Below are 14,925 nucleotides of genomic sequence, written 5' to 3'. Positions count from 1 at the left end.
CCGCCGTCATGGCTGCCGTACGGCCGCCCCATGAGCCCCCCATGAACCGAACGGAGAGACACATGTCCCGCACCTTCCTCATCACCGGCGTGAGCAGCGGTCTCGGCCGCGCCTTCGCCACCGCCGCCCTCGACGCGGGCCACACCGTCGTCGGCACCGTCCGCAATCCGGACCAGGTCGCCGCCTTCGAGCAGCTCGCCCCGGACCGCGCCCACGCCCGCGTGCTCGACGTCACCGACACCGACGCCGTCGAGCCGGCCGTCGCCGCGATCGAGAACGAGACGGGCCCCATAGACGTGCTCGTCAACAACGCCGGTTACGGTGTCGAGGGCACCTTCGAGGAGACCCCGCTCAGCACCTTCCGCCGGCAGTTCGACGTCAACGTCTTCGGCGCCGTCGCCGTCACCCAGGCCGTCCTGCCCCGGATGCGCGAGCGCCGTGCCGGTCACATCCTGTTCGTGACCTCCATGGGCGGACTGCGTGCCTTCCCCGGTCTGGCCGCCTATCACGGCTCCAAGTTCGCCGTCGAGGGCATCGCCGCCACGCTGGCCCAGGAGGTCGCACCGCTGGGCATCCACGTCACGGCGATCGAGCCCGGCAGCTTCCGCACCGACTGGGCCGGCCGCTCCATGAACCGGGTCGAGAGCACCATCGCCGACTACGAACCGTTCTTCGCCCCGGTCCGCGAACGCCGCCTCGACATGAGCGGTCAGCAGCTCGGCGATCCCGCCCAGGCCGGCCGTGCCCTGCTCACGGTCGTCGAGGCCGAGAACCCGCCGACCCACCTCATCCTCGGCAGCGACGCGCTCCGGCTGGTCGCCGAGGCCCGCTCCGCCTTCGACGCGGAGACGGCCGCCTGGAGCGAGCTGTCCCGGTCCACCGACTACCCCGACGGGCAGCAGATCGCCTGACAGTCGCTTCCGGACCGGCGGGCGGCTCCGATGTCGCGGACGCCCGTCCTGGAGGACACTGAGGGGCGTACCGAGCTCTGAGGCAAGTGAGAGCTGATCACCATGGGTGCATCTCATGCCACCAACCGCAGCGCCCCCCACGACGGCGTCCCCGCGGAGAGCCAGGCCCACCTGGTCATAGACCGGAGGGGCACGGTGGTCGAGTGGAGTCCGGCGGCCGAAGAGCTGCTGGGCCATCCTGCCCGTGCCATGGTGGGCCGGCCGGTGGCCGACCTGCTCACCGGCGCCGGCACCACCGCGCACCCGCTCGCCGCCATCGGCGACATCGCCGTACCACTGCGCCGTCAGGACGGTGCCTTCCTGCCCTGCCGGCTGGCCGTCCGCGCCGAGCGCGAGGACGAGACGGGGAGGGGTGGACGGTGACCCTCACCCCCGTGGAACAGGCGAGCCCGACCGCCGCACTCGACCAGGCCCTCCTGGAGACGCTCTTCACCGTCTCACCCGCGGGTCTGTACCTCCTCGATCCCGATCTGCGGATCGTCCGGTTCAACCCCGCCGCCGAAGGCATGCAGGGCGTCTCGGTCGCGCAGGCCGTCGGCAGACGTCCCACGGACGTGTGGCCCGGTTTCCCCACGGAATCGGTGGAGCGCGTCATGGAAGAGGTGGTCGCCACGCGGCAGCCGGTCATCGGCGTGGAGAAGCACCTGCGCCCGCCGGGAGATCCCGAACACGAGCACGTCTATTCGGCTTCCGTCTTCCCCTTGCAGGACTGCCAGGGACGGCTCCTGGGCGTCGCCGACGCCACTGTCGACGTCACCGACCGCCACCTGGCGCAGCAGCGGCTGAAGGTGCTCGCGCGCGCCGGCACCCGGATCGGTTCCGCCCTCGATGTGCTCGACACCGTCCGGGGTCTCGCGGAGGTGTCCGTGCCAGGGCTGGCCGACGGCATGGCCGTGGAGGTGGTCGAGCCGGTACTGGCGGGAGAGGAACTCGAACCCGGACCCGTACGAGGCGACACCGTGCTGCGCCGCGCGGCATGCCGGTCCCGGGACGACGCGGAACCCTGGACGGCCTGTGACGAGGACGGCGTCCTGCCGCCGGTGGCCGCCGCCGAGGCCCTGGCCGATCTTGAACCGCGCATGGTCGATCCGCTGAGCTCCCTCGGACAGCGGGCGTTGCGCAGCCTGCGGGCGCCCACGGAGCGGGTCCACTCGCTGATGCTCGTCCCGCTGCTCTCCCAGCACCGCGCCCTCGGGCTCGCCACGTTCTGCCGCTGGGGGCGGCGCAGGGCTTTTGAACCCGACGATCTGACCCTGGCCGGGGAACTCGCGCTGCGCACGGCGGCGTGCCTCGACAACAGCCGCCGGTACCTGCGGGAGCGTCATTCCCTGACCGCTCTGCGGCACGCCCTGCGTCCGGGCCGGCTCCCCCCTGACCATGCTCTCGATGTGGCGCACGAGTACGTGCACGCGGGCTCCGGCGGCGACTGGGTCGACGCGATACCGCTCTCCGGAGCGCGGGTGGCCCTCGTCGCGGGCCGTGTCCCCGGCCACGGTGTGCAGACCGCGGCGGCCGCGGGACGGCTGCGCGCAGCGGTGCACACCCTGTCGGACCTGGACCTGGAGCCGGACGAGCTGCTCGCCCGGCTCGACGATCTGGTGCGCCGGCTCAACAGCGGCAACGGGCAGGTGGCCGGGGACCGCCGGCAAGGGCCGGCGCGCGACGTGCTGGGCTCCGCGGGCGGAAGCGAGGCCGGCGCGACGTGCCTCTACCTGATCCACGACCCCGTGTCGGGGCGCTGCTCCGTCTCCTGTGCGGGCCACCCCGGGCCCGTGATCGTGCGCCCCGACGGCACGCCGGCGCCGCTGGAACCGCCGGTCGGTGCCGCCCTGGCCCGCTCCGGTGAGCCGTTCGAGAAGGTCGACATCGACCTTCCCGAGGGTTCGCTGCTCGCCGTGTTCACGCCAGGCCTCTTCCAGCAGCAGTCCGAGGACCGTGGCCGCGAACGCCTGGCCGGCCTTCTCGCCGGGTTCTCCGGCTCCGCGCGCCAGGCATGCCGCATGGTGACCGACGCACTGATCCCGCGGCCCGTCCGGGAAGACGCCGCGGTCAAGATCGCCCGCACGCACACGCTGGGGCCGGACCGGGTCGTGTCGTGGGACCTGCCGAGCGATCCGGCCGTGGTCTCCGAGGCCCGGTCGCTCGTCGCCCGGCAGCTCACGGCGTGGGGCATGGACGAAGCGGCGTTCACCACCGAGCTGATAGCCAGTGAACTCGTCACCAACGCCATCCGCTACGCCAGCCCTCCGGTACGGCTGCGCCTGATCCGCGGCCACGTACTGACCTGCGAGGTCTCCGACGGCAGCAGCACCTCGCCACGGCTGCGGCACGCCCGCACCACCGACGAGGGCGGCCGGGGGCTGCTGCTCGTCGCCCGGTGCTCCGAACGGTGGGGCACCCGCTACACCGAGGACGGCAAGACCGTCTGGGTCGAGCAGAACATTCCCGGACGCCGGGAGTGAGCCGGTCGCCCCGCCCGTCCGCCGGTCAGCCGCGCAGTTCGACCGGGGTGTAGCGCAGTTGGAAGGTGAGGGTGTGATCGCCGTCCAGCCAGTAGACCGTCATGGTCGACAGCACATGGCGTTTGATCCAGCGGGCGCGGTCGTTGACGGTCTCCTCCTGCGCCCGGATCCAGGCTTCGACCTGCTCGGGCAGGCTGAACGTCATGGCGTAGGCACCGGGGTCCCCGGCGGGGCGGATCTGCCACACCGGATGGGACGCGGTCCGCGGGAGCCTGCGCAGGTGCACGGTGTGGGTCGGCTGCCGACGGGCGTGATCGACGAAGGCGTGGAGGTTCTCGGAGGCCAGGCCGAGGACGAAGGGAGCCGAGGGAAAGGCGAGCACCAGCCCCGGCGTCCGCCGGCTCGTCAAGTGCGCGGCGATCTCGTCCAGTGGCTGGGCGACGTCAGGGGGCAGGGCGGGCGTCTCGTCGCCGTGGCGGAAGTAACCGTTGTCGCCGACGAATTCGAGGAGCCGTCGGCGCAGGTGGCTGCGCACTCCGTGCACCCGTGGCCGGGTCGCCGGGGGGAGCGCGTCGAGCGCCTGGTGGACGCGCTGGGCCTGCGTCGCCACCAGGTCCCGCAGCTCCGCGAAGTCGGGCATGGACAGGTCGACCAGCGAGATCTGGTGGGCGAGCGCGTACTCCTGGGCGTCCCGGCTGAAGCCGGCGGTGGAGAAGACGGCGTAGCTGTAGTGGTAGCGCGGCCGGGGCCGGCTCGGGTCGGTGCCGTGGACCGAGGTGACCACGTTCTCGTTGACGTCGTGCACCACTCCGTGGCCGTTGCGCACCGTCGGCAGCTTGACGTTCCTGCCGGTGAACTTGGCCTCCACGAAGAGCCGGACCGGTAGCGAGAACGGCGGTACGTACCGGAACTCCCCGAGCGCGTCCGCCTGGTGCCAGGCGCCCCTGCCGCGCACGGCGAGCCCGCTGGGCCGCTGTGCGAGGACGCGGTGTGCGGGGTTCGTCTCCGTGTCGTCCGCCGCGGAGAGCAACTCGTACCCGCTCGACCGCAGAAGCCAGGCGACGACCTCTTCCAGTAAGTAGCCCCGCAGGACCCTCTCTTGAACCATGCCCGGACTGTAGCCGCAGCCACCGACCCCCCGGTCGGCGGCGGTCGCCGGAGCTCCGGTCACCGCCGCCGATCTCCGTGCGGCTCGTCGGTCAGCGCAGCGGGACCGTCACCTCGCCCCTGCCCCCGGCGCTCGCTCCCCCGGCGACGCGCACGGTGAAGGGGCGGTCGGTGCCGTCCGCGGTGATGCGCAGCAGGTCGCCGTCACGGCGGACGTGGAACGCCGCGGCCGGCGCACCCGTCAGGTCGGGGACGGCGACCTGACGGGTGTACGTCGCCGAGGCCGGCGGGTGGACCAGCAGGACCAGGTCGTCGAGCCAGTCGCCGTCGGGGCGCTGGTCGTCGGTGGCCAGCGGCAGTACGGCGCCCTCGCGGACGTAGAGCGGGAGGCTGTCGTAGCCGTGCCGTTCGGTGCGCCACACCGGGCCGGTGACCTGCTCGCCGCTGAGGAGGTGGGTCCAGGTGCCCTCGGGGAGGTAGAACTCCACCTCGCCGTCCTCACTGAACACCGGGGCGACCAGGAGGTCGGCGCCCAGCATGTACTGGCGGTCCAGCGGGCGGCAGGCCGGGTCGTGCGGGAACTCCAGGACCATGGGCCGCATCACCGGGACGCCGGTGCGGTGGGCCTCGACGGAGGCGCCGTACAGGTACGGCATGAGGCGGTGCTTGAGCAGGGTGAACCGCCGGGCGACGTCGACGGCCTCGTCGCCGAACGCCCACGGCACCCGGTAGGACGACGATCCGTGCAGCCGGCTGTGGGAGGAGAGCAGTCCGAAGGCCAGCCAGCGCTTGAAGACCGCCGGGTCGGGCGTGCCCTCGAAGCCCCCGATGTCGTGGCTCCAGAACCCGAAGCCGCTCAGCGACAGGGACAGGCCGCCCCGGAGCGACTCGGACATGGCCTCGAAGGACGACCAGCAGTCGCCGCCCCAGTGCACGGGGTACTGCTGACCGCCCGCCGTCGCCGAGCGGGCGAAGAGCACCGCCTCGCCCTGTCCCCGCTCCTTTTCGAGGAGCTCGAACACGGTCTGGTTGTACAGGTGGGTGTAGTAGTTGTGCATCCGCTCCGGGTCGGAGCCGTCGTGCCAGACGACGTCGGTGGGGATGCGCTCGCCGAAGTCCGTCTTGAAGCAGTCCACGCCCTGGTCCAGCAGCGGCTTCAGCTTGGACTGGAACCAGGCGCGCGCGTCGGGGCTGGTGAAGTCGACCAGTCCCATGCCGGCCTGCCACAGGTCCCACTGCCACACGTCACCGTCCGGCCGGCGCACCAGGTGCCCGAGCGCGGCGGCCTCCTCGAACAGCGGGGACTTCTGCGCGATGTACGGGTTGATCCAGGCGCTGATCTTCAGCCCCTTGGCCTTCAGCCGGGCGAGCATGCCCTCGGGGTCGGGGAAGACCTCGGGGTCCCACTCGAAGTCGCACCACTGGTACTCGCGCATCCAGAAGCAGTCGAAGTGGAAGACGGACAGCGGGATGCCGCGCTCGGCCATGCCGTCCACGAACGACGTCACCGTCCGCTCGTCGTAGTCCGTGGTGAAGGACGTGGTCAGCCACAGGCCGAAGGACCAGGCGGGCGGCAGGGCCGGGCGGCCGGTGAGGGCGGTGTAGCGGGTGAGGACGTCCTTCGGGGTGGGGCCGGCGACGACGTAGTACTCCAGCGTCTGGTCCTCGACGCTGAACTGCACCTGCCCGACGGCCTCGGAGCCGACCTCGAAGGAGACCGCGCCGGGGTGGTTGACGAAGACGCCGTAGCCGCGTGAGGACAGGTAGAAGGGGATGTTCTTGTAGGCCTGTTCGCTGCTGGTGCCGCCGTCGGCCTGCCAGATGTCGACCACCTGGCCGTTCTTGACGAACGGGGTGAAGCGCTCGCCGAGGCCGTAGACCTGCTCGCCGACGCCGAGCGCGAGCTGGGTGAGGACGTGGTGGGCGCCGTCGTCGGTGGTGGCGAAGGCGGTGCCCTTGCGGCCCGCCCGGGTCAGCTCCCGCCCCTGCTCGTCGTGGAAGGTCAGCGACCACGGGGCGGCCCGGTCCAGGCGCAGGGTCAGCGGGCCGCTGGTCAGCTCGGTGACGGTGCCGTCCCGGCGGACCCCGCCCGCCCCGCCGGGCTCGGCCGCGAGGGCGAAGTCCGGCCCGGGACGGCGCTTGCCGGCGTGGTGGGTGACCCGCACGCCGATGACGCCCTCGGCGGGTGAGAAGCAGTCGACGGTGAGGAGCGGCGCGTTGAGCGTGTCCCCTCTGCGCGTCACCTTCTGCACGGAGGCATAGGCGGTGAAGCGCTTCGATTCGACGCGCACGTCGCGCGCCTCGGTGGCGTACGCGACCTGGACACCGTCGCGGATGCGCCAGAACCCGTTGGTGAACTTCATGGTCTTCCTCGGGGGAGCGGGGCTGTTCGGCGGGGACGGCGGAGGCTGTCGCCCGGCGGGTTGATCGTACACAGAAGAAATCGTTGTCAAGCCTGCTTCGCGCGGCTATCACCGCTTTGACCTGCGCTTTCTTGATCAAGTTACCGAGTGCCACTTCGCTGCGTGCCCGGACGAACACGCATGGGGGTCTAGCGTGACACCCGGGATTGACGTATTAGTCATCAGGCCAAACAAAAGCCCCGGCGAAGAAGCCGGGCACACGACAGCAAGGGCCGCAGCATGTCGAAGCGCTTCAATCGCATTCCTGAGAGGTCCCCGGTCGCCAGGCGCCCGGGACGCTCCCGCAGGGTCGTGGCACCATTCACCGCCGTGTCGGTCCTGGTCGCCGGGGCGGCCCTGACCGGATGCGGTCAGCAGCGTGACGGCGACGTCTACACCGTGATGAACTCGTCGACCGACGAGACCTACCACCGCTGGGACGCCGAGGCGATGGCCCGCTGCGGCAAGCAGCTCGGCGTCACCATCGAGCAGCAGAGCGTCCCGGCCGCGCAGGTGATGACGAAGGCGCTGCGCATGGCGTCGTCGAAGTCGCTGCCCGACATCGTCCAGTTCGACGCGTCGGAGATGCCCACCTTCGCCGAGGCGGGCGGCCTGGTCGACCTCAGGACGCTCGGCCTGAGCACCCGGGACATCCCCCGGGGCATCGTGAACTTCGGCTCGTACAAGGGGACGTACTACGGCGCGGCCCGGTCGGTGAACACCCTGGCGCTGTTCTACAACAAGGACGTCCTCGACCAGGCCGGCGTGAAGGTCCCCACCACCTGGGACGAGCTGCGCGAGGCCGCGAAGAAGCTCACCGGGGGCAAGCGGTACGGACTGGCGCTCAGCGCGGGCGGCGCGGAGGACGGCGTCTTCCAGTTCACGCCGTTCATGTGGTCCAACGGCGGCGACGAGACGAAGCTGGACAGCCCTCAGGTCGCCGGGGCGCTCGACTACTGGAAGGCCCTGCTGGCGGACGGCTCGCTGTCGAAGTCGACGGTCAGCTGGACCCAGGCGGACGTCAACGACCAGTTCATGGCCGGCAACGCGGCGATGATGATCAACGGCCCCTGGCAGGTCGAGACGCTGAACACGAAGAAGTCGCTGCACTGGGGCATCGCCAAGATCCCGGTCCCCCGGGCGGGCGCGCCCTCCGTCGGCCCGCTCGGCGGTGCCGTGCTCACCGTCCCCAACACCGGTGACACGGCGCGGGAGAAGCGGGCGGGCGAGATCGTCGCCTGTCTGGCGAGTCAGAAGGAACAGCTGACCTACGCGCTCAACAGCTGGATGGTCCCGGCGAACGCCAAGGCCGCCGCCGTGTGGCGCACGCGGGTGCCCGAGCTGGACGCGCTCGCCGACCAGGTGGCCGCCGCCCGGTCCCGGACCGCCAAGCTCGGCGCGGGCTGGCCGAGTGTGTCACTCGCGCTGCAGAGCGCCTTCCAGTCCGCCCTGACCGGCCAGTCCAGCGAGGCCGCCCTGAAGCGCGCCCAGCAGCGGGCCACGAGCGGGAACTGAGGTAAAGCCACCATGACCACGTCCATCGTCACCGCTCAGGCGCCCGAGAAGGCGTCCAAGGCGGCCACCGCGCCGGACCCGGCCCGGCTGCGCCGCCGCCGCAGACTGGCCCAGTGGGGGTTCGTCGCCCCCGCGGTCGTCTTCATGCTGCTGTTCTTCGGCTACCCGCTCGTCCGCAACGTCGTGATGAGCTTCCAGCACTTCACCCCGAAGACGTTCTTCACCGGGGACGCACCCTTCAACGGCGCCGACAACTGGTCGAACGTCTTCCAGGACCCGCTGTTCGGCAAGGCGCTCTGGCACACCCTGGTCTTCACCGCCGGCTCGCTGCTCGGCCAGTTCTGCATCGGGATGGCGCTCGCGGTGTTCTTCAGCCGCCGCTTCCCGCTCAACGGTGTCCTGCGGTCGCTGATCCTGCTGCCCTGGCTGGTGCCCATGGTGGTGTCCGGCATCGTGTGGCGCCGCATCCTCGACCAGGACACGGGCGTGCTGAACTCGTTCCTGGACACGCTCGGCCTCGGCGGCCACACCCCGTGGCTGACCAGTCCCGGCATGGCCCTGCTGTCGGTGATCCTGGTGAACATCTGGATCGGCATCCCGTTCAACATGGTCATCCTCTACGGCGGTCTCCAGGAGATCCCCAAGGAGCTGTACGAGGCGGCCGCCCTGGACGGCGCCTCGGCCTGGCGGACCTTCCGCTCCATCACCCTGCCGCAGCTCAAGCCGGTGATCACCGTCGTCCTCGTGCTCGGCTTCATGTCGACGGTGAAGATCCTCGACCTGATCCTCGCGCTCACCGACGGCGGCCCGGCCGACGCCACCCAGACGCTGGGCACGCTGACCTACCAGAACTCCTTCGTACGGCTCGACTTCGGCGCGGGCGCGGTCGTCGGCAACGTACTCATCCTTGTCTCCGCGGTGTTCGCGGTGTTCTACCTGCGGGCCAACCGCACCGAGGGGAAGTGACGTCCATGGCCGCTCGCACGCCCACGACATCCGGGCGCCGCTGGGGTTCCACCATCGCCGGTGTGCTCATCCTGTGCGTGATGCTGTTCCCGCTGTACTGGATGCTCAACACCGCCCTGCAACCCGCCTCGGGTCTGCTCCAGGTCGACCCGGTACCCCACAACCTGGACCTGTCCGGCTTCTCCAAGGCCCTGGACGACCAGGGCGGACACCTGCTGACCTCGCTGGTCGTCTCGCTCGGCGCGGTCGTCATCTGCCTGGCGGTCTCCGCACCGGCGGCCTACGGGCTGGCCCGGTTCGGCCTGCGCGGCTCGCGGACGATCGTGTTCGGCACGCTGATCACCCAGATGGTGCCGGGCATCGTCATCGCCAACGCGCTCTACAACTCGTACGTCGACCTCGGCCTGGTCAACTCCTACTTCGGCCTGATGCTGGCGGACGCCTCGCTCGGCATCCCGTTCTCGATCGTGCTGATGCGGTCCTTCATGGTGTCGATCCCGGGTGAGGTGATCGAGGCGGCGCAGATGGACGGTGCCGGGCCGGTCCGGACGTTCGTACGGGTGGTGCTGCCGATGAGCCGCAACTCGCTGATCACCTCGGGTCTGTTCGCCTTCCTCTTCTCGTGGAGCGACTTCATGTTCGCGCTCACGCTGAACACGACCGACGACGTCAAGCCGGTCACGCTGGGCATCTACCAGTACATCGGCGCCCACGTCGGCGACTGGGGCTCGGTGATGGCCGCGTCCGTGCTGTCCGCGGTGCCCGCCGCGATCCTGCTCGTGCTCGCCCAGAAGTACATCGCCGCCGGCATCACCGGCGGCTCCGTCAAGTGACCCCGCCCCGCCGCACACCTGGAAACGGCCTCCATGACTGACTCCCCCGACGCCACCGGCTTCCCCGGCTTCCCGCCCGGCTTCGTCTTCGGCGCCGCGACCGCTTCGTACCAGATCGAGGGCGCGGGGCGGGAGGACGGCCGCGGGCCGTCGATCTGGGACACCTACAGCCACACGCCGGGCCGGACCGCGAACGGCGACACCGGAGACGTGGCCTGCGACCACTACCACCGCTACCGGGAGGACGTGGCGCTGCTGCGCGACCTGGGCGTGGACTCGTACCGCTTCTCGATCGCCTGGCCGCGGATCGTGCCCGACGGCTCCGGCCCGGTGAACCCCAAGGGGCTCGACTTCTACTCCCGGCTCGTCGACGAGCTGCTCGCGGCGGGCATCGAGCCGGCCGCCACCCTCTACCACTGGGACCTGCCGCAGGCGCTCGAAGACCGGGGCGGCTGGCGGGTGCGGGAGACGGCGGAGCGGTTCGCCGAGTACACGGCCGTCGTGGCCGCGCACCTGGGCGACCGGGTGCCGCGCTGGATCACCCTCAACGAGCCGTGGTGCAGCGCCTTCCTCGGCTACTCCGTGGGCCGGCACGCGCCCGGCGCCCAGGAGGGCCGGGGTGCGCTGGCCGCCGCGCACCACCTGCTGGTCGGCCACGGCCTGGCGGTCGGGGCGCTGCGGGCGGCCGGGGTGCGCGAGGTCGGCATCACCCTCAACCTCGACCGCAATCTGCCGGCCGGCGACTCCCCGGCCGACCGCGCGGCCGTGGTCCGCGCCGACACCCAGCACAACCTGGTGTGGACCGAGCCGATCCTCGCGGGCCGCTACCCGGCCACCGAGGAGGAGACCTGGGGCGAGCTGATCACCGGCGCGGACTTCCGGCGGGACGGCGACCTGGAGCTGATCTCCCAGCCGCTGGACTTCCTCGGCATCAACTACTACCGGCCCATCGTGGTCGCCGACGCCCCGCACCGCGAGGCCGACCCGGCGCGGCGGGTGGCCACGGACAACCGCTACACGGAGGTCAGGCTGCCGGGCGTGCGGCACACGGCGATGGACTGGCCGGTCGTCCCCGGCTCCTTCACCGACCTGCTGGTCGACCTCAAGGAGCGGTACGGGGACGTGCTGCCGCCGGTCCACATCACGGAGAACGGCTCGGCGGAGGACGACACGCTCTCCGCCGACGGCGCGGTGCACGACACCGACCGGGTGGCCTACCTGCGCGACCACCTCACCGCGCTGCGCGCCGCGATGGACGCCGGCGTCGACGTCCGCGGCTACTACGTCTGGTCGCTGCTCGACAACTTCGAGTGGGCCTTCGGCTACGACAAGCGCTTCGGGATCGTCCGGGTCGACTACGACACCCAGCGACGCACACCGAAGGACAGCTACCACTGGTACAGGGCGCTGATCGCCGCGCGGCGGGAGTGACGCGGGTTCCCGGCGGACGCGCCGCATCAGGGCGCCGCCGAGGGCACTGCGGCGGAGCGGCCGGTGACGCGGCCGTCGCCCAGGTGCGCCGCGATCACGGTGTCGATCCTGCCGTCGAGCCGGAGGACCGGCGTGGGGTGGCCGCGACCCCGGGAAGCTGTCCCGCACGGGCCGCGAGACCACCCCGCGCCGCTGAACCGCCTCCCCCGGCGCCACGCCGTCTTACGGAGTCGTGACGTGCGGGCGCGGCCTTGCGGCCCGGTGCGGCGGCGGGCCTAGCGTGGGGGCATGCGGGTACTGGTCACCGGCGGCGCCGGGTTCATCGGGTCTCATGTGGTCGAGGCGCTGAAGGCGCGCGGGCACGAGCCGGTCGTGTTCGACGTGCGTACGGATCCGGCCGCCGACGTGCGCGACGCCGAGGCGGTCGCGCGGGCCGTGGCCGGTGCGGACGCCGTCTGCCACCAGGCCGCGATGGTCGGGCTCGGGAAGGGGTTCGGGGACGCGGCGGAGTACGTCTCCCGCAACGACCTGGGCACCGCCGTCCTCCTCTCGGCCATGGCCGGGGCGGGGGTACGGCGCCTCGTGCTGGCCGGGTCGATGGTGGTGTACGGCGAGGGGCGGTACGTGTGTCCGCGCGACGGGGTCGTACGGCCGGGGCCGCGGGCCGTCGCCGATCTGGACGCGGGGCGGTTCGAGCCGCGGTGCCCGGTGTGCGGCGCGGAACCGACCCCCGGGCTGGTCGGCGAGGGCGCGCCGGCCGACCCGCGCAACGTGTACGCGACGACCAAGCTGGCGCAGGAGCACCTGGCCGCCGCCTGGGCCCGGTCGACCGGCGGGTCCGCCGTGTCGCTGCGCTACCACAACGTGTACGGGCCCCGGATGCCCCGCGACACCCCCTACGCCGGCGTCGCCTCCTTCTTCCGGTCCGCGCTCGCCCGGGGTGAGGCACCCCGCGTCTTCGAGGACGGGCGGCAGCGCCGGGACTTCGTGCATGTCCGGGACGTGGCCGCGGCCAACGTCGTGGCGCTGGAGGCGGACTCCGCGCCGGGCGCGCTGACCGCGTACAACACCGGCAGCGGCGAGCCGCACACCGTCGGGGAGATGGCCCGCGCGCTGGCCGATGCCCACGGCGGTCCCGTGCCGGTCGTCACCGGTGAGTACCGGCTGGGCGACGTACGGCACATCACCGCCGACTCCTCACGGCTGCGGGCCGAACTGGGCTGGAAGCCGGAGGTCGGCTTCCAGGAGGGCATGCGGGAGTTCGCGGCCTCGGGATGACCGGGGCGGGGACGTCTGCTCAGGGGGCCGCCGGGAGCGTGACCTCGAAGCGGCAGCCGCCGGGGATGTTGTGGACGGTGGCCCGGCCCTGGTGGGCCTCCACGATCCCGCGCACGATGGCGAGGCCCAGACCCGCGCCGGCCGGCGGGGTGCGGGCGTGGGTGCCGCGCCAGCCGGTGTCGAACACGCGGGGCAGGTCATCCTCCGGGATGCCGCCGCAGCCGTCCGTCACGGAGAGCACCACGCCGTCGGGCGAGCGCTCGGCGGCTACGGCGACGGTGCCGTCGGCGGGCGTCCGGCGGATGGCGTTGACGAGCAGGTTGCCCAGGACGCGGCTCATCTCCTTGGCGTCGACCTCGACCGGGACCGGCTCCACCCGGTCGCCGACCAGCCGTACGCCGTGGGCGCGGGCGAGCGGGTCGGCTCCCGCGAGGGCGTCGCCGACGAGGTCGTAGAGCGAGATCCGGGACGGGCTCAGCGGGAGCGTGCCGGCGTGGATGCGGGAGAGTTCGAAGAGGTCGCCGACCATGTCGTTGAGGCGCTCGACCTCGGTGCGGATCTGCTTCAGATAGCGGTCGGGGTCGTCGGCGACGCCGTCCTCCAGGGCCTCCGACATGGCGCGCAGACCGGCGAGCGGAGTGCGCAGGTCGTGGGAGATCCAGGCGACGAGTTCCCGGCGTGAGGTCTCCAGCAGGCGTTCCCGCTCCCGGGACTCGGCGAGTCTCGCGCTGGTGGCGGCCAGTTCGCGGCTCAGTTCGGCCAGTTCGGCGGTGGCCGGGCCCTCGGGGGCGGCGAAGTCGCCGGCCTCGCCGAACGAGCGCGCCGCCATGGCGAGTTCGTGACTGCGGGCGACGACCCAGCGGCCCAGTACGAGGGCGGTCGCCAGGGAGACCACGGCCGCCATGGCGACGACCGTCGTCACCACGGTCAGGTCGTGGGCGGACAGGAACATCGCCCAGGCGACGGCGAGGGTCCCGGCCAGCACACCGCCCACGCCGACCGCCGCGATCACGGCGAGCGACACGGTGAGCGAGCGGCGCCGCAGCAGCCGGAGCGCGGCGGCCCCGGCCAGGCCGGTGACGGCGGCCCCGGCGAAGGCGAGCAGGGCGATGACGACGATGTCGCGCACGTCAGCCCTCCTCTTCCGCGCCGCTCGGCTCGAAGCGGTAGCCGACGCCCCACACGGTCTGGATCAGGCGCGGCCGGGCGGGGTCGTCCTCGACCTTGCCGCGCAGCCGGCGGATGTGGACCGTCACGGTGGACAGGTCGCCGAAGTCCCAGCCCCACACCTCGCGCATCAGGTCCTCCCGGCCGTAGGCCCTCCCCGGGTGCCGCAGGAAGAAGGCGAGGAGGTCGAACTCCCGCAAGGTGAGGGCGAGTTCGGAGCCGTTCTTGGTGGCGCGGCGGGCGGCCGGGTCGATGGTGACGCCGGCCGCGGTCAGCGGGCCGGTGCCCGTGCCGGGCAGCGCGCGGCGCAGCACCGACTGCACCCGCAGGACCAGTTCGCGGGGGCTGAACGGCTTGGTCACGTAGTCGTCGGCGCCGACCTCCAGGCCCGTGATGCGGTCGTCCTCGTCACCGCGGGCGGTGAGCATGACGACGGGGACGGGGGCCCGCGCGCGCAGCCGCCGGCAGACCTCAAGGCCGTCCATGCCGGGCAGCATCAGGTCCAGCACCACCAGGTCCGGCCAGTGGGCGGCGGCGCGGGTGAGGGCGGTGGGGCCGTCGGCGGCGCGGTCGACCACGTACCCGGCGCGGCCGAGGTATCCGGCGACGATCTCGGCGACGGTCGCGTCGTCGTCCACGACCAGGACCCGGGCGGCACCGGGGACGGACCGGGGAGTCGGTGCGGCGGTGTCGGGTGCGGTCCCGTCCATGGCTGGGCGCCCGGCGGGCACGTGCGGCTGCTGCATGCCTCCAGCCTGGCACCGGGCCGCGACGGGTGTCGCACCCCTGGCCC

Annotated in this window: 12 protein-coding genes; 8 read left to right on the top strand and 4 right to left on the bottom strand. The window is 72.2% G+C overall.

The annotated features are described in order from the left end of the window. The first annotated feature begins 62 nt into the window (after window positions 1-62). The 3 genes from C3492_RS23690 to C3492_RS23685 all read left to right on the top strand — a co-directional run bounded on the left by C3492_RS23690 (window position 63) and on the right by C3492_RS23685 (window position 3,433). Entirely contained in the window at window positions 63-911 is an 849-nt protein-coding gene (locus tag C3492_RS23690) for an oxidoreductase (protein ID WP_258055841.1), read from the top strand. 102 nt (window positions 912-1,013) lie between these two features. Next, window positions 1,014-1,334 (top strand): PAS domain-containing protein, encoded by a 321-nt coding sequence (locus C3492_RS45980; protein ID WP_258055840.1) that lies wholly within the window; start codon window positions 1,014-1,016, stop codon window positions 1,332-1,334. Beyond that, complete coding sequence (locus C3492_RS23685) at window positions 1,331-3,433, top strand: SpoIIE family protein phosphatase (RefSeq protein ID WP_258055839.1); 2,103 nt, start codon at window positions 1,331-1,333, stop codon at window positions 3,431-3,433. Before C3492_RS45980 ends, C3492_RS23685 begins: the two co-directional genes overlap by 4 nt. Before the next feature lie 25 nt (window positions 3,434-3,458). Here the strand turns inward: C3492_RS23685 and C3492_RS23680 are convergent, their stop codons facing one another. Then, the gene (locus C3492_RS23680) at window positions 3,459-4,541 is read right to left on the bottom strand and encodes a restriction endonuclease (protein WP_258055838.1); all 1,083 of its coding nucleotides are present in this window, start codon (window positions 4,539-4,541) and stop codon (window positions 3,459-3,461) included. Between the two features lie 91 nt (window positions 4,542-4,632). Beyond that, window positions 4,633-6,903, bottom strand: a complete 2,271-nt coding sequence (gene yicI / locus C3492_RS23675; protein WP_103813765.1) for an alpha-xylosidase — start codon at window positions 6,901-6,903, stop codon at window positions 4,633-4,635. 279 nt (window positions 6,904-7,182) lie between these two features. Here yicI and C3492_RS23670 point away from each other — a divergent pair, with 279 nt between their 5' ends. The 5 genes from C3492_RS23670 (at window position 7,183) to C3492_RS23650 (ending at window position 12,965) form a co-directional block, all read left to right on the top strand. Beyond that, complete coding sequence (locus tag C3492_RS23670) at window positions 7,183-8,457, top strand: sugar ABC transporter substrate-binding protein (protein WP_103813764.1); 1,275 nt, start codon at window positions 7,183-7,185, stop codon at window positions 8,455-8,457. A gap of 12 nt (window positions 8,458-8,469) precedes the next feature. Next, window positions 8,470-9,423, top strand: coding sequence for a carbohydrate ABC transporter permease (locus C3492_RS23665; protein ID WP_103813763.1), 954 nt, complete (start codon window positions 8,470-8,472; stop codon window positions 9,421-9,423). A 5-nt stretch (window positions 9,424-9,428) separates the two neighbouring features. Continuing rightward, on the top strand, window positions 9,429-10,256 hold the full coding sequence (locus C3492_RS23660) for a carbohydrate ABC transporter permease (protein ID WP_103813762.1): 828 nt from the start codon (window positions 9,429-9,431) through the stop codon (window positions 10,254-10,256). A 33-nt stretch (window positions 10,257-10,289) separates the two neighbouring features. Beyond that, complete coding sequence (locus tag C3492_RS23655; protein ID WP_103813761.1) at window positions 10,290-11,687, top strand: GH1 family beta-glucosidase; 1,398 nt, start codon at window positions 10,290-10,292, stop codon at window positions 11,685-11,687. A gap of 288 nt (window positions 11,688-11,975) precedes the next feature. After that, on the top strand, window positions 11,976-12,965 hold the full coding sequence (locus C3492_RS23650) for an NAD(P)-dependent oxidoreductase (protein WP_103813760.1): 990 nt from the start codon (window positions 11,976-11,978) through the stop codon (window positions 12,963-12,965). A 19-nt stretch (window positions 12,966-12,984) separates the two neighbouring features. Here C3492_RS23650 and C3492_RS23645 read toward each other — a convergent pair whose 3' ends face one another. Then, on the bottom strand, window positions 12,985-14,094 hold the full coding sequence (locus C3492_RS23645; protein WP_103813759.1) for a sensor histidine kinase KdpD: 1,110 nt from the start codon (window positions 14,092-14,094) through the stop codon (window positions 12,985-12,987). Window position 14,095: 1 nt separating this feature from the next. Beyond that, window positions 14,096-14,842, bottom strand: a complete 747-nt coding sequence (locus C3492_RS23640) for a response regulator transcription factor (RefSeq protein WP_181140521.1) — start codon at window positions 14,840-14,842, stop codon at window positions 14,096-14,098. Window positions 14,843-14,925 lie beyond the last annotated feature (83 nt).

This window comes from Streptomyces sp. Ru62, assembly GCF_002920615.1.
GTDB lineage: Bacteria > Actinomycetota > Actinomycetes > Streptomycetales > Streptomycetaceae > Streptomyces.
Note: the sequence above shows the minus strand (reverse complement) of the source record. Positions and strands in the feature narration are given on the sequence as shown.